The sequence below is a fragment of the Williamsia sp. D3 genome (assembly GCF_000506245.1).
GTDB lineage: Bacteria > Actinomycetota > Actinomycetes > Mycobacteriales > Mycobacteriaceae > Williamsia > Williamsia muralis.
Genome location: NZ_AYTE01000004.1, coordinates 315,843 through 339,049 on the forward strand (window position 1 = coordinate 315,843; position 23,207 = coordinate 339,049).

A 23,207-nucleotide genomic window follows, 5' to 3' on the forward strand; every position below is an offset into this window, starting at 1 on the left:
GAAATGCCGAACACCCGCCCCGGTCATCTCTTTCAGTGGCGGCCGTCAGAGATGTCCGGAGCGGGCGGGGTGACCCTGATCGGGTCAGCCGACCTCTGCGCCGCGCAGGGGTGGAGCGGCATCGAGATCGGAGTTCTCGTCAGCGGTGAATGCTCTTGAACGGGAAAGGAACCGGACACCCTCGGGCGCCTCGAGGCTGAACCCGGCACCACGCCCGGGGACGACGTCGAGGATCAGCTGGGTGTGCTTCCACAGTTCGAACTGGTCGCCGTTGATCCACACCCGTACCGCGGGTAGGGGTTCGGGCAGGTCGAGCGTTCCGACCAGCACGTCACGACTCCCGACGCGGAACTCTCCGGCGGGGTAACACATCGGGGCCGATCCATCGCAGCATCCACCGGACTGGTGGATCATGAGGCCGCCGTGGAGCTCCGACAGCTTGGTCAGGAGCTCCACGGCGGAGTCAGTTGCGACGACCCGTTCCGGTGCAGTCATCACACACTCACTTCCTGATGAAATCTCTTGTCACGCTTGAGGAAAAGCTTCGATCAGAAGAAGCCCTTGGCCTGTTGAGCGTAACCCACCAGCAGGTTCTTGGTCTGCTGGTAGTGCTCGAGCATCATCAGGTGGTTCTCGCGGCCGATGCCGGACTGCTTGTAGCCGCCGAAGGCCGCGTGAGCCGGGTAGTCGTGGTACGTGTTGGTCCACACCCGCCCGGCCTGGATCTCACGGCCTGCGCGGTAGGCGGTGGCACCGTCGCGGGTCCACACCCCGGCACCGAGTCCGTACAGGGTGTCGTTCGCGATCTGCATGGCGTCGGCATAGTCGGAGAACTTGGTGACAGCCAGGACCGGGCCGAAGATCTCCTCCTGGAAGATGCGCATCCGGTTCGTGCCGGCGAAGATGGTGGGCTTGATGTAGTAGCCACCGGCCAGATCGCCCTCCAATTCGAGGGGCTCGCCGCCGGTGAGAACCTTGGCTCCCTCTTCCTTGCCGATCGAGAGGTACGAGGTGATCTTCTCGAACTGGTCGTTGGACGCCTGGGCGCCCATCATGCTGTCGGTGTCGAGCGGGTTGCCCTGCTTGATCTTCTTTGTGCGCTCCACCGCGAGGTCGATGAAGTCGTCGTAGATCGAGTCCTGGATCAGGGCACGGCTGGGGCACGTGCACACCTCGCCCTGGTTCAGGGCGAACATCGTGAAGCCTTCGAGCGCGCGGTCACGGAAGCCGTCGTCCTGTGCCATGACGTCGGCGAAGAAGATGTTCGGGCTCTTGCCACCGAGTTCAAGGGTCACCGGGATGATGTTCTCCGACGCGTACTGCATGATCAGCCGGCCCGTGGTGGTCTCGCCGGTGAACGCGATCTTGCGGATCCGGTTGCTCGAGGCCAGCGGCTTGCCCGCTTCGACACCGAATCCGTTGACGATGTTCAGCACGCCGGCCGGGAGCAGGTCGGCGATCAGACTCATCAGGTAGAGGATCGAAGCCGGTGTCTGCTCGGCGGGCTTGAGCACCACCGCATTCCCGGCGGCCAGCGCGGGAGCGAGCTTCCAGACGGCCATCAGGATCGGGAAGTTCCACGGGATGATCTGGCCGACAACGCCGAGGGGCTCGTGGAAGTGGTAGGCCACCGTGTCTTCGTCGATCTCGGAGATCGATCCCTGCTGGGCGCGAAGTGCTCCGGCGAAGTAGCGGATGTGGTCGATCGCCAGCGGGATGTCAGCGGCCAAGGTCTCGCGAACGGCCTTGCCGTTGTCCCACGACTCGGCAACGGCCAGCTTCTCGAGGTTCTCCTCCATCCGGTCTGCGATCCGCAGCAGCGTCAGTGACCGCTCGGCGACCGAGGTACGACCCCACATCGGGGCGGCCTTGTGGGCTGCGTCGAGGGCCAGATCGATGTCCTCGGACGTGGACCGGGCGACCTCGCAGAACGTCTTGCCGTTGACGGGCGACGGGTTCTCGAAGTACTGGCCCTTGACCGGCGCTGTCCATTGGCCACCGATCCAGTTCTCGTAGCGCGACTCAAAACTCATCACTGCGTCGGATGTTCCGGGATTGGCGTAAACGGTCATGATGCTCCTCTGTTACCTGTGGTGGCCATCGTGACCCACCCGCATGAGGTGGCCACGTGTGACGTAAGGCACACAGTACGAGTCGCCGCGTTGCATCAGGGTTGCAACTGTTCACGGACCGTCCGAGCCCCCATGAGCGTCGCTCTACAACACCAGAATAATGCGATACGGTACCGTTCCGTTTCGTTTCGTGTTAGCGTCTGCCGGTGTCATCCACCTACTCCGCGGACGAACGCCCTAGAGGGCGCCCTCGGGATCCGAGTCGCGACGAGGCGATCACCGACGCGGTGGTCCGGGTCCTCGTCCGTGACGGCTACGACCGCTTGACCATGGAGGGTGTCGCCACCGCAGCGGGCGTCGGCAAGTCCACCGTCTACCGCCGATGGAGCAACAAGGCCGAGCTAGTCATCGACACGATGGCGACCCTCAAGCCTGCCATCGACGCCATCGACACCGGCACGCTCGAGGGCGACATCGAGCTGATGGTCTCCGTGTCGTGCAGTCCGCGATCACAGCGGCTGTTGCAGGTGATGGTGAGCATCTGTTCCGCCCTGCCCCGCGAGCCCGAGCTGCTCGAGGCGTTCCGAACGCGCTTCACCGAACCGCGCATCGCACGCATGACCGAGATGCTCGAACGCGCCAGGGGCCGAGGCGAACTCGGTCCCGACGTCGACGTGGCCATGGTGGCGAGCCTGCTGCCCTCGCTGATGCTGCAGCGGGCCCTCACGACAGGCCAGCCCGCCGGCCGCGCCTACGCCGAACAAATAGTGGACAGCGTGCTGATCCCGGTGCTCGGTCTCCGCACGCGACCCATTTCGACCTCCGACACGAGAGACACCGCCCATGACTGAAGCACCACCCTCCTCTTCGACCCGCAACGGCGGGCTCGCCCTGGCCGTGATCTGCGTCGCGCAGCTCATGGTGGTGCTCGACGCCACCGTGGTGAATGTTGCGTTGCCCAGCATCCGCGACGACCTCGACTTCTCGGCCGCCAACCTCACCTGGGTTGTCACCGCCTACTCGCTCGCGTTCGGCGGGCTCCTACTCTTCGGCGGACGCACCGGCGATCTGTTCGGCCGTCGGCGGATGTTCATGATCGGCATCGCGCTCTTCGCGGTCGCATCGCTTCTCGGCGGATTCGCCACCAGCGAGATGATGCTGATCATCGCCCGCGCCGCTCAGGGCGCTGGTGGTGCCATCGCCGCGCCCACCGCTCTTGCACTGCTGGCCACCACGTTCACCGAGCCGAAGGCACGAGCTCGTGCATTCGGCGTGTTCGCCGCCATGGCGGCATCCGGTGGCGCCCTGGGGCTGCTGCTCGGTGGCGTGCTGACCGACTTTGCCAGCTGGCGCTGGGCCCTGTTCATCAACGCGCCGATCGGCGCGATCGTCCTCCTTCTGACGCCACGGGTACTCAACGAGTCGCAGGGTTCAGGCACCAAGCTCGACTTGCCGGGCGCAATCTCCGTCACCGCCGGCATGTCGATGCTGGTGTACGGCCTGACCAAGGCTGCCGACGACGGCTGGGCCTCGACAACCACTGTGGTGACCCTCGCGATCGCTGTGATCCTCCTGGTCGCGTTCGTGGTCATCGAGCACCTCTCGAGCCACCCGCTCATGCCGTTCCACATCTTCGCCGACCGCAACCGCACCGGCTCTTACCTGATCATGCTGTTCCTCGCGGCGGGAATGTTCACGACGTTCTACTTCCTTGCGCAATACCTGCAGAACGTGCACGGATGGAGCCCGTTCCACACCGGGGTCGGCTTCCTGCCCATGCCGGTGACGATCATGTTCATGTCCATCGTGGTGGTCCGACGACTCATCCCCAAGATCGGCATCAGACCCTTCCTCACCATCGGCCCGATTTTCGCCATCGCGGCGATGGTCTCGTTCGCACAGCTCGATGCGAACAGCAGCTATTGGACCTTCTTCGGATCCCTTCTGTTGCTCGGCGTGGGTATGGGGTGCAGCTTCGTGCCGCTCACCTTGACGGCCGTCAACGGTGTCGCGCCGCACGAGACAGGCCTGGCCTCGGCGTTGCTCAACACGGGCCAGCAGGTCGGCGGCGCAATCGGCCTCGCCGTCTTCGGCACGATCTTTGCGCACGCCGCGACCACCCGAGCCGACGACCTCGGCAGTAGCGCCGGCACCGCAGCTGGTCAGGCAGACATCTTCGTGGCCGGCCAGCAGCACGCCTTCCAGGCGGCAATCGTGGTGACAGTGCTGGCACTGATCGCGTCGCTTGCGCTCATCCGCGTCAACAAGGTCGCTACGCCGGACCCGGCAAAGGAGCCCGCACTGGCGGACTGATCACTTGGCCGGCGGCCCGTGTCGGCCGCGAAATCATCGAGGTGCGTACATACTCCGCTTCGGCACGGGACGTTCGGCCGCGCGATAGCCTTCGGTGGTGATACGTCACAACGTTCGCACCGAATGCTGGGGTTTTGCGATCGGCTCGGCACTTTTCGCGATCGGCTCGGCGCCCGGATTCGCGAACTGGGCCGGTGCCCCGGCGGCCAATGTCTCGTTCTTCGTCGCTCGTGGTTCTTCACCTTCGCCGCGTTTGTCCAGTTTCAGCTCTGCGGATCGCTTGGCGGACCCGGGATGTCGATCGCCGGGTCGCAGCGAGTCGGCCGCGAGGTGCACTCGTCGGAGTGGTGGTCTGCCACGGTGCAATTGGCGGGCACCGTCGCGTTCAACATCAGCACCGGCGCAGCGCTTGTCGTACATTCCATCGCCGACGCAGACCGCTTCAGCTGGCGGCCCGACCTCTATGGGTCGGCCGCGTTTCTCGTCAGCTCAGGACTGGCGGTATTCGCCACCGAGCTCTACAGGCAGCGCGATGAACCCGATGCGCCCGATTGGGGCGCGACCGCCCTGAACACCGCCGGATCCATCGCATTCGGGTTCTCGGCGGTCGGCGCTTACATCGATCCGCAGTCCGGCAAGGTGGTTGCCCCTTTCATCGACCAGGTAGGCACCTTCGTCGGAGCCCTTTGTTTCCTGGCTGCCTCCCTCCTGAGTCTCCCCCGAAAGAAAGCGCCTGCGAGACAGGCGGTCGCAGGTTAGCGTCGTAGCCGATGAGCGAATTGGATCCCCATAGCACCCTGCCGCCGTTGTCGTCGGTGCTCGAGTCGGTGGCCGCATCGCTCGGTGCGGCCGACTTCGACAACCGGCTGCGTCTTGTCCCGGCCCACTCGGCAACAGTCCTACTCATCGACGGTCTGGGTGCGGAACTGGTGGCCGCCCATCCGGTTGATGCCCCGAATCTCAATGCCGCGAGTCTGGACCATTCGACGGTGGTCGCCGCCGGCTTCCCGGCCACCACGTCGGTGAGCCTGACCAGCTTGAGTACCGGGCGCACGGTGGGGCAACACGGGATGGTCGGCTACACGTTCAGGGCCGGTGCCGATGGGCTGGTCCCCCAGTCGCCGATCCTGAACACACTGCGATGGTGCGTACACGGAGATCACGACCACGACCTGCTGCATGTGGCGGTACCCGAGGACATCCAATCGGGGACAACGATTTTCGAGCGCTGCCGCGCGCAGGGATTCATCACCCGCCAGATCGTCCCGGGCCACCACATCGGGTCGGGTCTCTCGCGCGCAGCCTTCCGCGGGGCCGGGCAGGTGATCGCCGCCGAGAAGCTCGACGAACTGCGCGTGGCCATCCTCGCCGAGATGGCCGGGCGCGAACCGACAGTGGCATATGCCTACTACGGTGGCCTCGACCTCGCCGGGCACCTCGAGGGGCCGGGGTCGGAGTCCTGGCGCGAACAGTTGCGCCTCATCGATGAGATGGTCGGCGCACTTGCCGATGAGCTACCGGCGGGCAGACAGATCGTCGTGACAGGTGACCACGGGATGGTCGACACCTCGACCGGCCGATTCGACATCGACACCCACCACGAGCTGACGATCGGTACCACTGCGGTCGCCGGTGAGGCACGGGTACGGCACATCTACACCGAACCGGGAGCAGCGGCCGATGTCCGGAGCGTCTGGCAGGAAACGCTGGGCGACCGCGCCACCGTGGTCACCCGAGAAGAAGCGATTGATGCCGGCTGGTTCGGGCCGGCTGTGACCGAGCGGCACAAGGTCAGGATCGGGGATGTGATCGCGGCGGCCCGCGGAGTGACCGCGATGGTGCGCTCCGTCGTCGAACCACTCGAGTCCCAGCTCGTCGGGCAGCACGGGGCCTGGGACTCGGCAGAGCAGTTGGTCCCGGCCATCGTTCTGCGGGGCACCCGCTGACATCTTCGTGTCCAAGCGAGTTGTGTCGGAACGAGTTCGCCGTACCGTTGGTTCGGTGAAGGCAACACGGACCACTCGACGTGCCGCCACCGGCCCCACGGTGATCGACGTACCGTGCTGACACTCCGGCCGGCAGTTGCGTTGGTGGGCGCGGCCCACGTGATCCCGGCCCTCGCGGTCACCGCACTGACCGCGGCTGTCGCCTTCGCCGCCGACGTCGAGGCCCGGTTGATCTTCGTGTTGATGGTCGCCGTCTTCAGCGGGCAGCTGATCGTCGGCTGGACAAACGATCTCATCGACCGGGACCGGGACCGGCAGGTCGGCCGGACCGACAAACCGCTGGCCGCCGGCCACCTCAGCTCCAGGACGGTGACCGTCTCGGTTGTCATCACTGCCGTGGTGTGTGTGGTCGCATCGCTGGCGTGCGGGGTGGCACCGGGACTGGTCCACCTGGTTCTGGGCGTCGGGTCTGCACTGGCCTACAACGCAGTACTCAAGTCGACGGTGTTCTCCTGGGTTCCCTACTTCATCGCATTCGGCTCGCTACCGGTGGTCGTGATGCTGACCGCCGAGCCGAGTCATCTGCCGCCGCTGTGGATGGTCGCGGTCAGTGGACTGCTCGGGGTGGGGGCACACCTGCTCAACGTGGTACCCGACCTCGGAGACGACGCCGCCACCGGCATCGAGGGACTGCCGCATCTGTTGGGCGCTCGAAGAATCCCCTACGTCGCAGCAGGACTGCTCGTGGGCGCCACGGCGATCGCGGTGATCGCCAACTCCCACATGCCATGGCTGTGGGCCGGACTCGGCGCGGTGGTTGTCATCGCACTGGCAACGATGCGCGCTCCTGGCCGGACCCCGTTCTATGGTGCGATCGTCATCGCCGCGGTCGATGTCACCATGCTTGTGCTGATCGCGCGGTGACGCCGCCGCCACGGACGCCGAGCCTACGATTGCACCATTCGAGTGGCCTAGGAGGAGCAATGACGATGCCAGCAGAACGAGCAGCCGACCCCCATCCGAGTGACTTCACCTTCGCCCCTTTGACCCCGGCGGCATTTCTGACGCGGGCTGCGCAGGCCTTCTCGCACCGCACCGCCATCGTCGACGGCGATCTCACCTTCACCTACGCCGACTACCACCGACGCGCACTTGCCCTCACCGGAGTGCTCGAAGACCTGGGGATCGGTGAGGGCGACAGGGTGGCGGCACTGTGTGCCAACAGCCACGTGATGCTCGAACTGCACAGTGCCATCCCCCTACACGGTTCGGTTCTGGTGCCCCTCAACATTCGGCTCTCTGCGCCTGAGATCGAGTACATCCTCGACCACAGTGGAGCGAAGGTCCTTGTGGCAACAGCCGAGTTCGCCGACGTCGCTGCCAAAGTCGCCACAGCAGTGGGTATTCGACTGATCGTGGCAGGAGGACCCGACGACGAATACGAACAGTTGCTCTCTCAGTCTCCCGGCGCGGTACAGCGCGAACCCAGCGAACGTGGTCTGCTGGCCATCAATTACACCTCTGGGACAACCGGGCGGCCCAAAGGCGTGATGTACCACCACCGGGGCGCATACCTGCAGGCCATTTCGATGGCCTACCAGTCCCGTCTCGACCCGGGCTCCAACTACCTGTGGACCCTTCCGATGTTCCATTGCGACGGTTGGTGTTTCACCTGGGCCGTCACCGCGGCAGGCGGTACACATGTCTGTCTGCGGGCGATCGACACGGCCGAGATCTGGCGACTGGTCCGCGACACCGGCATCACCCACTTCTGCGCTGCGCCGACGGTGTTGACGATGATCGCCGAGGATCGTTCTGCCTCACCGCTCGACACCCCGATCCAGGTGTCCACCGGCGGCGCCCCGCCGTCGCCCGCCCTGCTCGCCCGGATGGCCGCGCTCAATATCGAAGTGACCCACCTGTACGGGATGACCGAGACCTTCGGCCCCATCGTTGTCAATCAATGGCAACCCGAGTGGGACGCAGCCACACCCGATGAGGTGGCCGAGAAGAAGGCGCGTCAGGGCATCGGGAACATCACCGCCGGGCCGGTGCGCGTCGTTTCAGCCGACGGCGACGATGTGCCGTCCGACGCCCAGACGCTCGGGGAGCTGGTGGTTCGCGGCAACAACGTGATGCTGGGCTACTACCGCGATTCCGATGCCACCCGCGCCGCGACAATCGACGGGTGGCTGCGTACCGGCGACCTGGCAGTGATGCATCCCGACGGCTACGTGGAACTCAAAGACCGCAGCAAGGACGTCATCATCTCCGGCGGCGAGAACATCGCATCGGTCGAGGTCGAACGTGTCCTCGACGCGCATCCAGATGTTGTGGAGTCGGCCGTCGTCGGCCGTCCCGACGAACGCTGGGGTGAGGTGCCGGTCGCCTATGTCACTGTCCGGTCAGGCCACGACCTCACCGCAGCCGACCTGATCGAGTTCGCCCGAACCAGACTCGCCCGTTTCAAGGTCCCCAAAGAGATCGTGTTCAGCAACCTGCCGAAAACCTCGACCGGAAAAATACAGAAGAACGTGCTGCGGTCAGGACACGGAAGGTGAAGTCAGGCAGCGACTTGAAGCGTCTCACCGGGTCTTCTGATGCCTGCTCATCTTGACTCGCGCCGCCGAGATCACCTGCTCCCACAGTAATTTCGACGCGGCGGAGATCTGAGCCTTGTTGAGGCTCTTTTTGGCGAGTATTGCTGTCGCGACCGCCTTGGTTCCCATATCGGCTTTGCTTGCGTGCCCCGAATCGAAGGGTGGTTGCGGGTCGTACTCGATGGCCAGCTGGATCGCTCTGGCTCGCTTCTCATCGGCGATCTGAGCAGCCAGCCACAGGGCCAGGTCGATTCCGGCCGACACCCCTGCGCTGGTCGCGATTTTTCCCTCATGCACGATTCGCTGGTCCCCTACCGGCGTGACACCGAACAACTTCAAAGCACTCAAGGTCTGCCAATGTGAGGTTGCCCGCTGACCGTCGAGCACACCGGCAGCAGCGAGCACCACTGATCCAGCACACACCGAGGTGGTCCAGGTGCTCGAGGTGTGGACAGACCTCAGCCACTGCAGGAGCTGCCCGTCCCGGGCCTGATTCATCACCGAGGCGTTGCCCCCAGGAACGAGGACCACATCGGGCGACGGCGTTTCGTCCAGTGTGTGGGTTGCACCAAGGATCAACACCCCCGAATCGGCCACAACGGGGCCGGCCTCATGCCACACGAAGCGGACGTCTGCATCCGGCAACATGCGAAACACCTCGTACGGTCCTACAACATCGAGCGCTGTGAAACCCGGGTACACAACCAGCGCGATCTGTGTCATGTGAACTCCTCTTTTCTCGGTGAGATTTGGTAATGCCGTCCGTTGCGGCTTCCGGGTCGACGGGACGAGCCCCTCACTCATCCCGGTGATCGGTTCACCCGTGTCGCTTTCGACCAATTTCGCCATCGCCTGATCTCAGGCAGACTCGGGGTATGGAGACCATCGACTACGCACCCGGACGACAGGCAGACCTCTTCGGCGACCCAGCACATCCCACCGTGTTGCTCTGGCACGGGATGCAGACCGATGCACGTGCAGCTGTTCGCCCGCTGGCAGAACGCATCGCCGCACACGGGGTGAACGTGATTGCTCCGGACTGGGATTCGCACTCCGCCGACGGTGGTCGAGCAGATCTGCTCCGATCAGCGCAGGTTGCGATGGATCGGACCGAGTCTTCCAGCGGATTTGTCATCGTCGGGTGGTCACTCGGTGGCATCGCGGCGGCCGGACTCACCATCGACGCCGACACACTCGGAGTCCGTATCCATCACGCCGTGTGCCTCGCCGGAGCCTTCACCGCGACCAGTCCGCTCACCGGTGAGAAGCTCCCCGAGGAACTGACGTCGACCGGTCAGCGACCACCGTTCACGTTGCTGCACGGCCGATCCGACGACGTCGTATCGATCAGCTCCAGCCAAGGTTTCGCCGCCACACTCCAGCGCAGTGACTGGCCGGTCGAACTCGTCGAACTCGACGCCGATCACGGTTCGATCGCCGGAGCGGCCTACGACGCGGCCTCCGACCATTACGTGCCCTCGGATGCGCCCGACACCGCAGCCGTTACCGCAGACGTGGCATCCCGGGTCGCGGGCGCCTGCGGCGTCACTTCCTGAGGTTCGTCAGTCAACCAATGTGAAATTGTTGTTGTCCCAGTTGATGTCCCATGACGTGGTCGCCGCGAAGATTCGCTGCGGCCACGGGAGGTCATAGAAGTAGCAATCGCCGTAGTTCAACGTCTTGGTCTCACCTGGCGCGATCGTTCCCACCCACTGCGGCGCGACTGGCGCCGGCGTCGTGGGTACGACGAAGACGTTGTCGGCCGCCGCGGTCCCGGCGTTCGTCACGTTCACGGGACAGCCGAAACCGGTGCCCCAAGACAGCGCCACGTCCGTGTACCCCGGGGCCGCACTAGCGGGCGCCGCGGCAGCCCACCCTCCCGCCAAGCACTACACATGCCAATGAACCAAGAATTCTCCTCATCCAACCCACCCCATTCATCTCGATTTCGAATTCTTTCTGAAAAAAGATAGTCCGAAATGAATGGATTTATCGGGGAACAAAGAGCGCATAAAAACTCAATAGTTTTTTGTAGCGTCAGTAATTGAATCGGTGCCACACGAATCGCACCCAGCTGTATGCGAAGCGACACTCCACCGCCGAGAGCGTTTTCAAGCTCCCTGACGAACCGCGCAGACTCATCCGTTCCGGGGACGCGCGTCGCCAGTGCCTCGGGATATGAATGAGGGTCGCAATTTGTGCGATTTCACCGAGTGGGGGTTCGCGTGCCATATCTGAGTCTGATTGTGCTTGTCGTGATGATCGCCGCACTGGTGGACATCATCGGCAGCGACGCTGCCGGAATCCGGGGACTTCCGCGCTGGGCGTGGCTTCTCCTGGTGATCATCTTGCCGCTGGTCGGATCGATCGTGTGGTTCCTCGCGGGTCGCCCGGTCTCCGGCATCTCGGGCCGGGCCAGCGGTTCAGGTCGCGCCTCGGCACTCGGCTACCCCGAGTACGACGTCCCGGGACGATTCGAACCGCAAGATCCCGAGGCAGATGCGGAGTTCTTGCGGCGATGCCGCGAGCGCGCGGAACAGCAACGGCGTCAAGGTGAACTCGACCGCCGTCGACGCGAGCGCGAGGCCGACTGACTCGCTCGCTCGCTCGCAGACCGCAGCGTCCGCCAGCGTTGGACTTGTTGCGCGACACGGGTCTGGACACATGTCTGGATTTGCAGGTACCGTGTCGCCCCATGGGACGCGTGGACGGAAAAGTTGCAATCATCAGCGGCGGTGCTCGAGGAATGGGCGCATCGCATGCGCGGTTACTTGTCGCCGAGGGCGCCAAGGTCGTGATCGGCGACATCTTGGATGACGAGGGCAAAGCGCTCGCCGATGAGCTCGGTGACGCCGCACGCTATGTGCACCTCGACGTGGCCCAGGCTGATCAGTGGCAAGAGGCTGTGGGCATTGCCGTCGGTGAGTTCGACAAACTCAACGTTCTGGTGAACAACGCCGGCATTGCCAACGGCAGCTCCATTCAGGCGTTCAAGCACGACAAGTGGCAGAAGATCATCGACGTCAACCTCACGGGTACTTTTTACGGAATCCAGGCCTCGACCGATCCGATGATCGCGGCCGGCGGCGGTTCGATCATCAATGTGTCGTCGATCGAAGGACTTCGCGGAGCACCCTGGGCCCACGGGTATGTCGCCACGAAATGGGCCGTCCGCGGACTCGCGAAGTCGGTAGCCCTCGAACTCGCCCCCCACAACATCCGGGTCAATTCACTGCATCCGGGCTTGATCCGCACACCCATGACCGAGAAGTTCCCTGACGACCTGGTGACGATCCCCCTCGGCCGCCCGGGCAACTCCAGCGAGGTCTCCACGTTTGTGTTGTTCCTGGCAAGTGACGAGTCGTCGTACGCCACGGGTACCGAGTTCGTGGTGGACGGCGGGTTGGTCACCGACGTGCCGCACAAGTCCATGTAACACACATACGTGGCAGCACTCGCACGTTGATCGCAAGTCGCACAACACTTCACGAGGAGGCACCCATGGCGATTCGCGTCGCTCATATCGGAACCGGGAACGTGGGGAGTTTGGCATTGACCCAACTCATCACGAGTGCGGACTACGAACTGACCGCTGTCGGCGTCTCCACAGAGTTCAAGATCGGCCGCGACGCGGGTGAACTCGCGGGTCTGGACGTCGTCACCGGGATCACCGCGGTCGGCGACATCGACGCGGTGCTCGCGACCGAACCCGACTGCGTCGTCTACTGCGCGATGGGAGACACCCGTACCGGTGATGCGCTCCGGGACTGCCAGAAGATCCTGGAAGCCGGCGTCAACGTTGTCGGGTCGTCTCCCGTGATCCTGCAGTACCCATGGCAGCTACTACCCGACAAGAACATAGCCAGGGTCGAGGCGTCGGCGAAGCAGGGTGATGCCAGCATCTTCATCACCGGCGTCGACCCCGGCTTCGCCAACGACCTCATCCCGCTCGCGCTGGCCGGGACGTGCCAGCGTATCGAGCAGGTTCGCGTCATGGAGATCGCCGACTACGCCACCTATGACGGCGCCATCGTGATGTTCGACGTGATGGGCTTCGGCAAACCGCTCGACGAACTCCCGATCCTCTTTCAGCCCGGCATCCTCGGATTCACCTGGGGCACAACGATCCGCCAGCTTGCTGCCGGTCTCGGCATCGAGGTGGACGAGATCACCGAGAGCTTCGAGCTCGAACCTGCGCCGGATTCGTTCGACGTCGCTGTCGGACGAATCGAGAAGGGAACCGTCGCGGCCATGCGTTTCGAGATCCACGGGAAGGTCAACGGCCACTCGGCCATCGTCGTCGAACACGTCACCCGACTACGCGACGACCTCCGGCCCGATTGGGCCCGCCCCGCGCAGGAAGGCGGTTCGTACCGCGTGGAGATCACCGGCGAACCCAGCTACACCGTTGACATCTGCCCCACCAGCGAGAAGGGCGACCACAACCATGCCGCGATCGTCGCCGCGGCAGGCCGCATCGTCAACGCGATCCCTGAGGTCATCGCAGCGACTCCGGGCATCCACACCACGCTTGATCTGCCATTGGTGACCGGTCGAGGGCTGTTCGCCCACGTCTGACGCCCGCGAAGCCCGGGCCCTGACCGAGCTCAGCGCACCAATTTGATTGCCGCCGGCGCGAATTCGCGGCTCGGGTGCGACTTGTCGTGCTCCACCGTATGGCCTCCACCGCGGAGTTTGGCCTGGTACATCGCTGTGTCTGCATCGCTGATGATGTCCTGGGCAGTGCGCTTCTCGCCGTCGCGAATCCGGACAATGCCCACACTTGTGCGCATCCGGAACTCCTCCCCGTTGATCTCGATCGGATCGAGGAGCAGCAGGTGGATGTCGTCGGAGATGTCTTCCATGTCCTCTTCGTCGACTCCGATCAGCACAGCTACGAACTCGTCGCCGCCGACACGCCCCACGAAATGCGGTGCGGGCAACGCCGCACGCAGCCTTCTGCTCACCGCGATGAGGGCGCGGTCGCCGGCGCGATGACCATGAGAGTCGTTGACGTTCTTCAGTTTGTCGAGGTCGATGTACATCACCACGTCGATGTCGCCCGAATCTTGTTGTGCGGCGCGGTTCTTTAGCATTGTGGTGAGGCGACGCAGTACATAGGAACGGTTGGGCAGGTCGGTCATCATGTCGTGGTCGGCCGCGTACTCGAGTCGTGCGGCACGCGCCCGGCTCTCGGTGACGTCGGTGAACGAGATGACCACCGACGAATGGTCGGGGTCGTTGGGGCTCAGGACAAAACCATTGCACGACAGCCACACTCTGCTGCCATCGAGGCGGTCGAAGCCGACGATCGCATCAATGACCGGCTTGTGCGTGGCAGTCACGATCTGCGACGGCCAGTTCTGCGGCGGAATGGGAATGCCATTCAAGTCGACGATGGTGATGCGCTCCGCGGTGGAGCCTGCGGCCCTGCGCTGTTCGCTCTCGAACATTCGCCGAGCAGCCGGGTTGGCGGATTCGACCACCCCGTCTTGAGAGATGAGCAGCACGCCCTCTTGAAGTGAATTGACCACCGAGGTGAACTTCGTCTCGGCTTCGATCTGTGCGGTGTTGTCCGAACAGACCACCACATATCCGCCGTCCATCTCGGAAACAGCCAGACGCATCATCCTGGGAGTGCCGTCTTTCGCATAGTGCACAACGCTTTCGGCGGGTTTGCCGACACGGCGACGGAGGTTCATCGGCGCCCCCAGTACCTCGGCGACCGGACAGCCGATCGCCTCGACCGCGGTGGAGCCGTAGATGGACTGTGCGGCCGGATTCCAGCTGACCACTGTTCCGGCGGAATCGGTGGCGATGATGGCGTCGCTGACGGTGGCCACCAGCGCGACCTGATGACGGATCGCCTGCTCCGCGGCTTTGGTGGCCGTCAGGTCCCGGAAGATGACCTGATAGGCCAGCGCACCTCGCCACTTCGTGAGGACAGACACGATCTCCATGTCGATGACCGAGCCGTCGAATCGGACCATCCGGACCTCGACCGCGTCGGTGAAGTCACCGTCCGTCGTGAGTGAGACCAACTTCGTGGTGATCTCGCGGATCGAGTCCGGATGCATGACGTCAGTGATGGGCCGACCGACCAAGTCGTCGAGCTTGGTGGCGCCGATCTCCACGATGGCCGCGCGGTTGACATAGACGATGACACCGCCGGAGTGCACGGCAATCGGATGGGGGTTGTGCTCGACGAGACTTTGATAGTGCTCGTGCTCACGCAACGCACGCTGCTCGGACGCGTCTTCGACGGCCCCGATGGCCTGTCCGGTGCTCACGTCTGTGTTGTTGTCGCTCATCGCACGGCTGTCCCCCTCTTCGATCAAGTACAGCATGGGACCACTGAGACCGTGCTGTGAAAACCCACCAACCTGGACGAGGTTGTTTTGGAGTTGTCGCCGTGGAGACCGAAGAGAACGACCCGGGTGATATTCCGTGGAATTGCAGGTCCGTTCGACAACATTCCGGTCGGCCGTCTTTTCAAGAAAATAGTCACGCGTCCAGAATTGATTCGGGCGATGCCAGGCTGCTGCCCCGGGGGCCGGCACGCGATTGTTGAGACGTCGCGCGCCACGCACAATGGGCCTTGGAATGATGGGGTTCCGTAGGGTATCGAGATGTCACCCGCGGGAGGCGGCGACATGGGGGGCCGATGACTGTTTCACCCGGCACGTGGTTGTTGATCGCGACCTTTCGCGGTTCCATCGCGGGCGTGGTGGCCAAGGGCGACAATCCTGCGGTGCCGCCTGGTGCCGATGGGTTTCAACAGCTCAAGCGAGTCGACCTTCCGCTGCCAGTCATCTCGAAACTCGTCAAGCCGGCCGTCGAGGTCGCAGTGGCGTCGCAGGCCCCTGTTCGCAAAGAGCTACTCCTTCGAGGGGACCGACTGCACGCGTACGCCGAGCCGGTGACCTCTGGTTCGGGGAACGTTCACGCGGTCTGGGTATGGGCCGGGGGTACAGCCGAGCCGGTATATCCCCACGTCATCACCGGCGCTTGGGAATGGGACCTGCAGAGCCTGACCGTGATCTACGGCCCCGGCATACCCGACATCTACGGGCGCGATTGGGCGATCGGGAAGCCATATCCACTGCACAACACGGTCGACACTTTCTCGGAAGCGGACATGGTGGTGGCTGCCGGAGTGCTCGCGAGTCGCGCGGACGGCACCCGTTACCCGATGACCGTCCGCATCGATCGCCCCTCAGATGGCCCCGACGGCAGTTCAGACCCCAGGTCGTTACGGGCGGCCACCGAGGTGGTCAAGACTGATACCGGGTTCTTCTGGCGCGGGGTGACCTGGGACGTGACGCCGTTCGACCCGCCTCGCGAGAACCCCCTCCACGCTGCCAACAACCTTCTGGCACAAGAAGTGGACGGGTGGACCGCGATCGTCTACTGGAAGCTGGATCGGTCACAAACGCATGGTGACCGCTTCCCCATCATGGTGGCCCGCTGGCAGGGCCAGAAGGTGCTCGATGGCATCCATGTGGACCCAGACAACGGGCGCGCCCGTGTTCATCCCGACGATCACGGACTCCCGCACCGTTGGGCGGAAACACTTGAACGCGAGCCTGAACTCACAGCAACGCTTCGGCTGTGGGGCGACGACGCGCGCTGGCACACGCTGGATCTCGTCTGCCAACGAGTCAAGGGCACCGAACCCCCGGCGGCCACTGTTCGCATCACTCGACGCGCAGAGCCGCACGGAGATTGACTGCCTCCGGACGCCCCCGTAACCTGACTGACGCTCTCGTGGTCGACTACCTGTAACAAGTTGTGCCGCTACGAGATACGCCGGGTCGGCGACCTGCTCGGCGGTGCGCACCAGTCGTGTCTCCGCGGTGTGAAAGCGATTTCGCACACGTCGGCAGTTGGGCACGGTCCGCACCATCCGCCGGAAAGGTAGTACTGATCATGGATCGAGGAGCCGACAGCACGGGACCACGGCGCGATACTGTTGTCCAGCAAGAGCTTCCACGCAGCGCAAGACCTTACAGTGGCATCGCGTTGCAACTCTACGATCTGTTTGTCCTTCGTTTCACCTCCCCGTACGCCTGGGGCTGCCACCGCAAGACGATCTCCGCCCTCTATGCCGAACACTGCACCACCGTGCACGCGGAGGTGGGTGTCGGGTCCGGATACTTTCTTTCCCAGCTCGGAAAGACCTGGGACAAGCTGGCGCTCGTCGACCCGAACGACGCAACACTCGCATATGCCGGAGCGCGCCTCGGGCAGGGACGCCTCACCGGAGAGCAACCCCGGATCACTGGATACGTGGCCGACATCCTCGTCTCAGACGATCTGCCCCCCAGCCGCTACAAGTCCGTCGCCGCCAACTACCTCATCCATTGCCTTCCGGGACCGATGCCGGCCAAGGAACCAGCGGTGGCCAACCTCGCTCGCATGACGGACGCGGAGGGAACGTTGTTCGGTGCCACCGTGATCGGTACGGCTCAGCACAATTGTCTCGGTCGCATCCTGATGTGGGCGTGCAATCGAACCGGCGCGTTCGGCAACACCACCGACACCGAAGAGATGTTGCGCGATCTACTCGAGCGGCACTTCTCGGTCGTCACGGTGTGGCGGGAGAACGCCGTCGCCCTCTTTGTCGCGTCGTCGCCCCGACACTCAAAGGACTCTTAGGCAACCCCGTCCACTCGGCGGCCGAATCGTTCTTCTGCGTAAATCGGCAATACCGGCAATACCTCAGTGTCTCGGATGAGGTCGCAAACCTCGGCCGCATTGGAGAAGCGGACTCTGCCACCACAGCAAACGCGTCCGTCCCGAGCGACATTTCTATGGCCGCCGATTGATCGGACGCATCAATGCGCTCACCATTTGAGTCATCCATTGCGCGTCAAGGCACATCTGAACTCTGTCTTCACCGGAACAATTAATAGACACGTGTCCACAGCGGGCGAACAATTGCATTCATGCCCGAATGACAATGAATCGAAGGTCGCGAGCTGTTGTCAATTGGCCAGTTCGATGAGCACGATCACGCCTATGACCAGGCCCAGAAGAGCAGTAAGGGCTAGGACCTTCATCAGATCGCCCCCGATCAAGGTGTGTTTTGCCGACGGAATCCGGTCATCGACAACGGACGTATCCAGCGGCATCGATGAATCATCCTTGATTTCCATTGATTCGTTGTAATCGTTCACGAAATACCGACCAACTCTGATTTGTACACTTCAAAAACCCCCATGCGGCTTATCTTGCCATGCCGGAGTTGTACGCGCGAGGTCGATAAGACCTACACGATGAACTGCAAACCTCGACGATCCAGCGACCTACACATCGTTACCGACGGTGCCGCCGAACTCCCTGGGCACCTATCGCAACAGCGGCGAGGGCTCGAAGAACAGTTCAGCTGAGCTTCGCCGCCAGCGGGCACAACACGTCGGCCGAGCGGTCAGCTGTAGCCAGAACAGTCTTACGTGCGGAGCCATTCAACCGTTCAGACTACGAATCACATCGTCCACGAAACGTTTTTGCGGACGGATTGTCTTTTTAGCCCGCGTACCGACACCAACTTGGCTATCTTTAGCCGCATGGCGAAAAGGACCGTCGTTGAATACGTCGACGACTTGGATGGCAAGCCGGTTCACATTGATCAGTTGCACACGATCGAGTGGTCGTGGCTGGGGGTCGATTATGTAATCGACACCAGTGCAACAAATTTGGAGAAGATAGAGACAGGCAGAGTTCCGGTCTCGACTTTGCTGAGCAAGTCGGCCCGCGTAGGTGGTCGTCGACGGTCGACCGCACCCAAGCACCACACCACCGGCCGCGAGGGGCCCGCGGTCGGCGCCGACGAACGGACATCCATTCGGCAATGGGCCCGGGAACAGGGCTACGACATCGGCGATCGCGGACGCATCAGCCAGCAGATCATCACCGCTTACCGGGAGCAGTCGGACGGGCGTTGAACGAAGACCCGCGCTACCCGCGGGACCACCCACCCTTGGTGGGCTCCTCACGAGCTACCGACGGCACCAGCCACTGGCAATTCTCTATCGCCGAACCGACACCACTCGAGTAGGACGAGGTGCGGTTCAGCCGTATGTGCATCTCCACGCAGCCTGCGGGGTAGCGCGCCGCCACTTGCGCGATCCTGTTCGCCCACAGCAAGTTCGACCCCAGCAGGAAGCCGTCGGGTAGCGGGGTGGCCCATACGGCCTCAGCCAGAGCCTCTGCTTGATAGGTCGCGAACAGCTTGGTGGTCAGAGGATCGAGTCTGACGACGTAGCCCTCCTCTGAACCGACGGGTTGTGCCGCCACAACGGGGGCGGTAAGAGTGGCAGCGCCGATGACGGCCACCGCCGATGCTGCTGCTCGGATCCATCGGGTCATGTCCGCCTCATTCTTCGCGTGTATGCATCGGCCGGCCGACCACGGCGCCGCTCGCGACAAATGTTCGGCCCTGATATGCCTATCAGCTGGAGGCCGGTGCAGATAGGTACCAATTGTGGGGGCACGTGAGTTGGCACCAACATCGTCCCCGCGAGTAATTGTCTAGGGCTAATTGCCCTCGGAGGTCACGTAGGGGGATGAAGTTGGTGCAACTGCGGCTGAGGCCGGCGATCAGATCCCGAAACGCCGATCGAGCAGCCTGACCCTGCCGCGGACGAGGGCTTCGTCGCGGTGACCTGGTGGGAGCGTCTGCGCCCAGCGACGCCACGCCGTCAGGTCTTCACGCCCGTGCACCGAGCCGGTCCACACCCGCAGCAACTCGGGGTCGCGTGCCGCGAGGACCGTCGAACGCATGTCTTCCTTCAGCTCCTCGAAGACATCGGCTATCCCAGGGGCCAGTGACGCGGCGAGCAACCCACCGCGACCGAACTTCTCGATGGCGCCGGCGACATCACCTCCGCGGAGCAACCGACGCACCTGCTCGATGTCCGACTCAACGGGCATCGTGAGGCGGTACGGTCGCGACGCCACCAGGTCCGCACCCAGGTCGCGCCGGAGCCGGGAGATCTCGGCACGTACGGTCACCGGGTCGATCCCGTCCTCGGCGAGCATGGTGGCGATCTCCTCGGTACCGAGACCATCCGGGTACTCACCCAGTAGAACCAAGATCTCGGCATGCCGGCGGGACAGTCGGAGCGCAGGCGCCGAACCGGTCCGCCAGAAGTACCGATCGCCGTCCAGCACAAGCAATTCCGGGCCCGTCGCCGGCGCCACCGCAGGCGCATTCCCGGTCAGGGTGCGCACCCGCAGCTCGCTCTCCACCGCCGCGACCACCGATTTCACCATCGACAGGGCAAAGGGTGCAGCCACCCGCTCGCCGCCCGTCACATCGATCACGCCGATCACGGCGCCGGTCACGGGATCGTGCACCGGAGCCGCGACGCAATTCCACTCCTGAACGGGTACCGAGAAGTGCTCTGCCCCGAAGATCTGCACGCCGTGGTCGACCTCGAGAGCCAGGCCGGGGGCATTGGTGCCGGCAACGCGCTCCGCCCACACCGCTCCTTCGACAAAATTGATGCCGCCGGCCTGGTCTCGGGCTTTGTGGTCGCCCTCTACCCACAACAGCCGACCCACGTCATCGGTGAGAGCTACCACCACACCTGAGTCGGACACCTCGTCGAGCATCAGCGAACGGACCAGAGGGTAAGCGGCTGCCATCGGGTGTCCGGCGCGGTATTCGAGGAAGTCGTTCCACGACATCCCTCCCGCGTCGATCATTCCCGACGGGTTGACGCCCCCCTTGACCGAGCGCAGCCACGAGTCCCGGACCACCGACCGCACCGAGGTGGGGCCGGTGGCCGGGGCAAGCGTGCCCGTCTGCACAAAGAGTTCGTGAGCGCGGCGGACCTGTTCGAGCCGGGCAGCCGGGTCTTCGCCGGGGGTGAGAGCAGTCCAGAAGTCGCGAGCCGGTGACGTTGTGTCACTCATCGCGTCCTCCGATCTGTTCTCGGCGTCTGTCACGGCACGGCCGTGAGCCTGCCCTCAATTGTGCACTACCTCACACCCGAGCAGGTGCGACCTGGGGATCCGAAGCCTGACGCCGGACAGCGCGGCCACGCCGTGGCCACCACGCCCGGTCACCGAGGAGTACCAGGATGGACGGCAACAGGAGCAAGCGCACGATGGTCGCGTCGATCAGGATCGCCGCTGCCAGCCCCACTCCCATCTGCTTCATCTCCACCATGCTCTGCGCCGCGAACAACGCGAACACCGAGACCATGACCAGCGCCGCGCTTGTGACCACCCCGGCGGTCTGGGTGACGCCGGCGCGCACCGCGGCCTCAGGTGTCAATCCCATGTCGATACCTTCCCGGATCCGGCTCAGGACGAACACGTGATAGTCCATCGACAACCCGACGAGCACGGCCAGCATGAACAGCGGTATCCACTCCACCACGGTTCCATTCGAATTGAAGTCGAGAATGCTCTCGGCCCATGAATGCTGGAACACCAGGGCCAGCACCCCGAACGCGGCACCCACCGACATCAGGTTGAGCAGCGTGGACACCACTGCGATCACCGGGCTCCGGAACGTCGCGATCAGCATCAGCATGGTGAGAGTCAGGATCACCGCGATGACCACCGGCAGACCATCGGACTGATTCTTGGCCGAGTCATACTGTTCGGCGAGGTCACCACCGACAGCGAATCGGGCGCCGTCCACGGGGTCGATCTGATCGGGCACCACGCTTGCCCGAAGTGCCACCAGGGCGTCGTCACCTTTCGCGTCGTCCGGCGGGTAGGTACTGGCGAGTTCGAGGATGCTGGTGCTGCCGGACGGCGAGATCGCGGGCTCTCCGGTGACCGTCCACTCGCCTGAGCTCTCGGCCTGTTTGCCGATGTTGTCCAGTGCGACAGCAACTTCGGCAGCATCGCCGCCCTGTACAACGATCTTGGCCGAAGGGCCCTCGGACGGGAACTGCGTGTTCATCGTCTGCGCGACCTGCACCGCAGGTAGATCCTGTGGCAGCGTGTCGAGGTTGGCGCTGCGCATCGTCATCGACAACGCGGGTACCGCCAGGGCGAGCATCACGACCAGCCCCGCCAGCAACGCGGTGATGGGCCTACGGATGACGGGTCCGATGATCCGCGAGCTGATCCCGCCCTGACCGATCCGATTGTTGACGCGCCAGAGCAGCGGCACCCGGGGACGATCTACCCATTTGCCGAGCTTGGCCAGCAACGCCGGCAACACGGTGAGGGAACCGATGACCGCCACCGACACCACGATGATCGCCGACGTGGCGAGCGAGTTGAACGTCGCACTGCCCAGCGCATAGACACCGGCGAGTGAGGCGATCACCGCAACACCGGACACGATGATCGAGTGCCCGGAGGTGGCTGCCGCTATCTCCACCGCATCGATCGTGCGGTGACCCTTGCGCCGCTCTTCACGTTCGCGTTTGAGGTAGAAGAGCGAATAGTCCACTCCGACAGCCATTCCGATGAGCATCACCATCGACGACGCAGTCGACTCGGAAGGAACGAGGTAGGAGATTGGAGCGTAGATACCGATGGTGGCGACCACTGAGGTGATCGCCAGCAACACCGGGATGCCGGCGGCTATCAGCGCACCGAAGGCAACAAGCATGATGCCGAACGTGATGGGGATGCTGATGATCTCGGCCGAGACCAGGTCGTCGGCCACCCGCTCGTTGATCGACTCGTCGAGGGAGACATCGCCGGTCTGACCGAACGTCAGTTCCGGGTGATTCGACTCGACCGCCGCGACGGCGGTGTTGATATCGGTGATCGACGCGTCCTCGTCGCCCGGTGGCGCACGTAGCGAGATCGCCGTCAACAGCGTCGTGCCATCGGGACTCCACACCGGCGCCACGATCTCTTGCACCTGATCCGAGCCGGCCAGTGCCTCGCGCAGTTCGTTTGCGGCGAGCAGCGCCGCGTCGCGGTCGCCGGTGACGACGACGTACTCGGTGTCCGGTGCCGCGAGACCGGCTTCGTGGATCATCTGGTCGGCAGTCCCCGATTGACCGACCCGGTAATCGGCGTCGTCGGTTGTCTGGGTGGGGATCAACGCGCTCAAACCCACGGCCAACACCACAAGGGCAAGCCAGAGTCCTATTGCGCGCCAAGGGTTGTGCGCACTCCACCGCGCCACTGCCTGTGGCCCTCGGGTCATCTTTCCCATGTCAGCTCCTGATGCGTGAGGCGGTCCGCCTCGACGGGTGGCCCGGCGAACACCGAGCACCACCTGAGACTGCTCGCTTCCCGGAGCCCGGTCAGGAGCGTCAATCCCCCAGGTGAGCGCGGAATATCCCACC

22 protein-coding genes are annotated in these 23,207 nt (G+C 63.8%); 13 read left to right on the top strand and 9 right to left on the bottom strand.

The genetic code is table 11. From position 1 onward, the window contains the following. Nucleotides 1-84: 84 nt before the first annotated feature. Nucleotides 85-495, bottom strand: coding sequence for a DUF779 domain-containing protein (locus W823_RS35235; protein WP_023955191.1), 411 nt, complete (start codon nt 493-495; stop codon nt 85-87). Between the two features lie 53 nt (nt 496-548). Then, entirely contained in the window at nt 549-2,072 is a 1,524-nt protein-coding gene (locus tag W823_RS35240) for an aldehyde dehydrogenase family protein (protein ID WP_023955193.1), read from the bottom strand. A 206-nt stretch (nt 2,073-2,278) separates the two neighbouring features. Here W823_RS35240 and W823_RS35245 point away from each other — a divergent pair, with 206 nt between their 5' ends. From W823_RS35245 to W823_RS35270, 6 genes are all read left to right on the top strand, one after another. Further along, nucleotides 2,279-2,923, top strand: a complete 645-nt coding sequence (locus W823_RS35245) for a TetR/AcrR family transcriptional regulator (RefSeq protein WP_023955195.1) — start codon at nt 2,279-2,281, stop codon at nt 2,921-2,923. After that, nucleotides 2,916-4,385, top strand: coding sequence for an MFS transporter (locus tag W823_RS35250; RefSeq protein ID WP_023955197.1), 1,470 nt, complete (start codon nt 2,916-2,918; stop codon nt 4,383-4,385). The genes W823_RS35245 and W823_RS35250 overlap by 8 nt, the downstream gene beginning before the upstream one ends. Nucleotides 4,386-4,508: 123 nt before the next feature. After that, nucleotides 4,509-5,144 (top strand): hypothetical protein, encoded by a 636-nt coding sequence (locus W823_RS57065; RefSeq protein WP_235189401.1) that lies wholly within the window; start codon nt 4,509-4,511, stop codon nt 5,142-5,144. Between the two features lie 11 nt (nt 5,145-5,155). After that, a complete protein-coding gene (locus W823_RS35260) occupies nt 5,156-6,331 on the top strand; it encodes an alkaline phosphatase family protein (RefSeq protein WP_023955199.1) in 1,176 nt (391 codons plus the stop codon). Between the two features lie 114 nt (nt 6,332-6,445). After that, a complete protein-coding gene (locus W823_RS35265; protein WP_023955202.1) occupies nt 6,446-7,255 on the top strand; it encodes a UbiA family prenyltransferase in 810 nt (269 codons plus the stop codon). Nucleotides 7,256-7,314: 59 nt separating this feature from the next. After that, nucleotides 7,315-8,892, top strand: coding sequence for an acyl--CoA ligase family protein (locus W823_RS35270; RefSeq protein WP_023955204.1), 1,578 nt, complete (start codon nt 7,315-7,317; stop codon nt 8,890-8,892). A gap of 24 nt (nt 8,893-8,916) precedes the next feature. Here W823_RS35270 and W823_RS35275 read toward each other — a convergent pair whose 3' ends face one another. Further along, nucleotides 8,917-9,654, bottom strand: a complete 738-nt coding sequence (locus W823_RS35275) for a DJ-1/PfpI family protein (protein WP_031331427.1) — start codon at nt 9,652-9,654, stop codon at nt 8,917-8,919. A 152-nt stretch (nt 9,655-9,806) separates the two neighbouring features. On the opposite strand from W823_RS35275, the gene W823_RS35280 reads away from it, so the two are divergent. Beyond that, complete coding sequence (locus W823_RS35280) at nt 9,807-10,487, top strand: alpha/beta hydrolase (protein WP_023955208.1); 681 nt, start codon at nt 9,807-9,809, stop codon at nt 10,485-10,487. A gap of 6 nt (nt 10,488-10,493) precedes the next feature. Here the strand turns inward: W823_RS35280 and W823_RS35285 are convergent, their stop codons facing one another. Next, nucleotides 10,494-10,724 carry a hypothetical protein gene (locus W823_RS35285; protein ID WP_023955210.1) on the bottom strand — a complete coding sequence of 77 codons (231 nt, stop codon included), beginning with the start codon at nt 10,722-10,724 and terminating at the stop codon, nt 10,494-10,496. A 432-nt stretch (nt 10,725-11,156) separates the two neighbouring features. Here W823_RS35285 and W823_RS35290 point away from each other — a divergent pair, with 432 nt between their 5' ends. The 3 genes from W823_RS35290 to W823_RS35300 all read left to right on the top strand — a co-directional run bounded on the left by W823_RS35290 (nt 11,157) and on the right by W823_RS35300 (nt 13,509). Beyond that, nucleotides 11,157-11,525 carry a PLDc N-terminal domain-containing protein gene (locus W823_RS35290; protein WP_023955212.1) on the top strand — a complete coding sequence of 123 codons (369 nt, stop codon included), beginning with the start codon at nt 11,157-11,159 and terminating at the stop codon, nt 11,523-11,525. Between the two features lie 101 nt (nt 11,526-11,626). Beyond that, nucleotides 11,627-12,367 carry a glucose 1-dehydrogenase gene (locus tag W823_RS35295; RefSeq protein WP_023955214.1) on the top strand — a complete coding sequence of 247 codons (741 nt, stop codon included), beginning with the start codon at nt 11,627-11,629 and terminating at the stop codon, nt 12,365-12,367. 65 nt (nt 12,368-12,432) lie between these two features. Continuing rightward, nucleotides 12,433-13,509, top strand: a complete 1,077-nt coding sequence (locus tag W823_RS35300; RefSeq protein WP_023955216.1) for a diacylglycerol kinase — start codon at nt 12,433-12,435, stop codon at nt 13,507-13,509. A 29-nt stretch (nt 13,510-13,538) separates the two neighbouring features. Here the strand turns inward: W823_RS35300 and W823_RS35305 are convergent, their stop codons facing one another. Then, on the bottom strand, nt 13,539-15,242 hold the full coding sequence (locus tag W823_RS35305; protein ID WP_161633972.1) for a bifunctional diguanylate cyclase/phosphodiesterase: 1,704 nt from the start codon (nt 15,240-15,242) through the stop codon (nt 13,539-13,541). 353 nt (nt 15,243-15,595) lie between these two features. Between W823_RS35305 and W823_RS35310 the strand changes: the two genes are divergently transcribed. Both W823_RS35310 and W823_RS35315 read left to right on the top strand, forming a co-directional pair. Continuing rightward, nucleotides 15,596-16,660, top strand: coding sequence for a GAF domain-containing protein (locus tag W823_RS35310; protein WP_023955220.1), 1,065 nt, complete (start codon nt 15,596-15,598; stop codon nt 16,658-16,660). A gap of 293 nt (nt 16,661-16,953) precedes the next feature. Further along, on the top strand, nt 16,954-17,589 hold the full coding sequence (locus W823_RS35315; protein ID WP_051406349.1) for a hypothetical protein: 636 nt from the start codon (nt 16,954-16,956) through the stop codon (nt 17,587-17,589). A gap of 329 nt (nt 17,590-17,918) precedes the next feature. On the opposite strand, the gene W823_RS35320 is transcribed toward W823_RS35315, so the two are convergent. After that, entirely contained in the window at nt 17,919-18,110 is a 192-nt protein-coding gene (locus W823_RS35320; RefSeq protein ID WP_023955224.1) for a hypothetical protein, read from the bottom strand. 390 nt (nt 18,111-18,500) lie between these two features. Here W823_RS35320 and W823_RS35325 point away from each other — a divergent pair, with 390 nt between their 5' ends. Further along, nucleotides 18,501-18,878, top strand: coding sequence for an Lsr2 family protein (locus tag W823_RS35325; protein WP_023955226.1), 378 nt, complete (start codon nt 18,501-18,503; stop codon nt 18,876-18,878). Between the two features lie 13 nt (nt 18,879-18,891). Here W823_RS35325 and W823_RS35330 read toward each other — a convergent pair whose 3' ends face one another. From W823_RS35330 to W823_RS35340, 3 genes are all read right to left on the bottom strand, one after another. After that, entirely contained in the window at nt 18,892-19,302 is a 411-nt protein-coding gene (locus tag W823_RS35330; protein ID WP_023955228.1) for a hypothetical protein, read from the bottom strand. Between the two features lie 231 nt (nt 19,303-19,533). Further along, nucleotides 19,534-20,853 (bottom strand): cyclic diguanylate phosphodiesterase, encoded by a 1,320-nt coding sequence (locus W823_RS35335; RefSeq protein ID WP_023955230.1) that lies wholly within the window; start codon nt 20,851-20,853, stop codon nt 19,534-19,536. A gap of 70 nt (nt 20,854-20,923) precedes the next feature. Beyond that, complete coding sequence (locus W823_RS35340) at nt 20,924-23,074, bottom strand: MMPL family transporter (RefSeq protein ID WP_200866348.1); 2,151 nt, start codon at nt 23,072-23,074, stop codon at nt 20,924-20,926. Nucleotides 23,075-23,207 lie beyond the last annotated feature (133 nt).

What these genes read in the sequence shown, in the direction of transcription:
- W823_RS35335 (WP_023955230.1), bottom strand. Translation starts at nt 20,853, where the DNA reads ATGAGTGACACAACGTCACCGGCTCGCGACTTCTGGACTGCTCTCACC.
- W823_RS35240 (WP_023955193.1), bottom strand. Translation starts at nt 2,072, where the DNA reads ATGACCGTTTACGCCAATCCCGGAACATCCGACGCAGTGATGAGTTTT.
- W823_RS35340 (WP_200866348.1), bottom strand. Translation starts at nt 23,074, where the DNA reads ATGGGAAAGATGACCCGAGGGCCACAGGCAGTGGCGCGGTGGAGTGCG.
- W823_RS35295 (WP_023955214.1), top strand. Translation starts at nt 11,627, where the DNA reads ATGGGACGCGTGGACGGAAAAGTTGCAATCATCAGCGGCGGTGCTCGA.
- W823_RS35260 (WP_023955199.1), top strand. Translation starts at nt 5,156, where the DNA reads ATGAGCGAATTGGATCCCCATAGCACCCTGCCGCCGTTGTCGTCGGTG.
- W823_RS35310 (WP_023955220.1), top strand. Translation starts at nt 15,596, where the DNA reads ATGACTGTTTCACCCGGCACGTGGTTGTTGATCGCGACCTTTCGCGGT.
- W823_RS35300 (WP_023955216.1), top strand. Translation starts at nt 12,433, where the DNA reads ATGGCGATTCGCGTCGCTCATATCGGAACCGGGAACGTGGGGAGTTTG.
- W823_RS35305 (WP_161633972.1), bottom strand. Translation starts at nt 15,242, where the DNA reads ATGAGCGACAACAACACAGACGTGAGCACCGGACAGGCCATCGGGGCC.
- W823_RS35280 (WP_023955208.1), top strand. Translation starts at nt 9,807, where the DNA reads ATGGAGACCATCGACTACGCACCCGGACGACAGGCAGACCTCTTCGGC.
- W823_RS35250 (WP_023955197.1), top strand. Translation starts at nt 2,916, where the DNA reads ATGACTGAAGCACCACCCTCCTCTTCGACCCGCAACGGCGGGCTCGCC.
- W823_RS35270 (WP_023955204.1), top strand. Translation starts at nt 7,315, where the DNA reads ATGACGATGCCAGCAGAACGAGCAGCCGACCCCCATCCGAGTGACTTC.
- W823_RS35275 (WP_031331427.1), bottom strand. Translation starts at nt 9,654, where the DNA reads ATGACACAGATCGCGCTGGTTGTGTACCCGGGTTTCACAGCGCTCGAT.
- W823_RS57065 (WP_235189401.1), top strand. Translation starts at nt 4,509, where the DNA reads ATGCTGGGGTTTTGCGATCGGCTCGGCACTTTTCGCGATCGGCTCGGC.
- W823_RS35330 (WP_023955228.1), bottom strand. Translation starts at nt 19,302, where the DNA reads ATGACCCGATGGATCCGAGCAGCAGCATCGGCGGTGGCCGTCATCGGC.
- W823_RS35325 (WP_023955226.1), top strand. Translation starts at nt 18,501, where the DNA reads ATGGCGAAAAGGACCGTCGTTGAATACGTCGACGACTTGGATGGCAAG.
- W823_RS35235 (WP_023955191.1), bottom strand. Translation starts at nt 495, where the DNA reads ATGACTGCACCGGAACGGGTCGTCGCAACTGACTCCGCCGTGGAGCTC.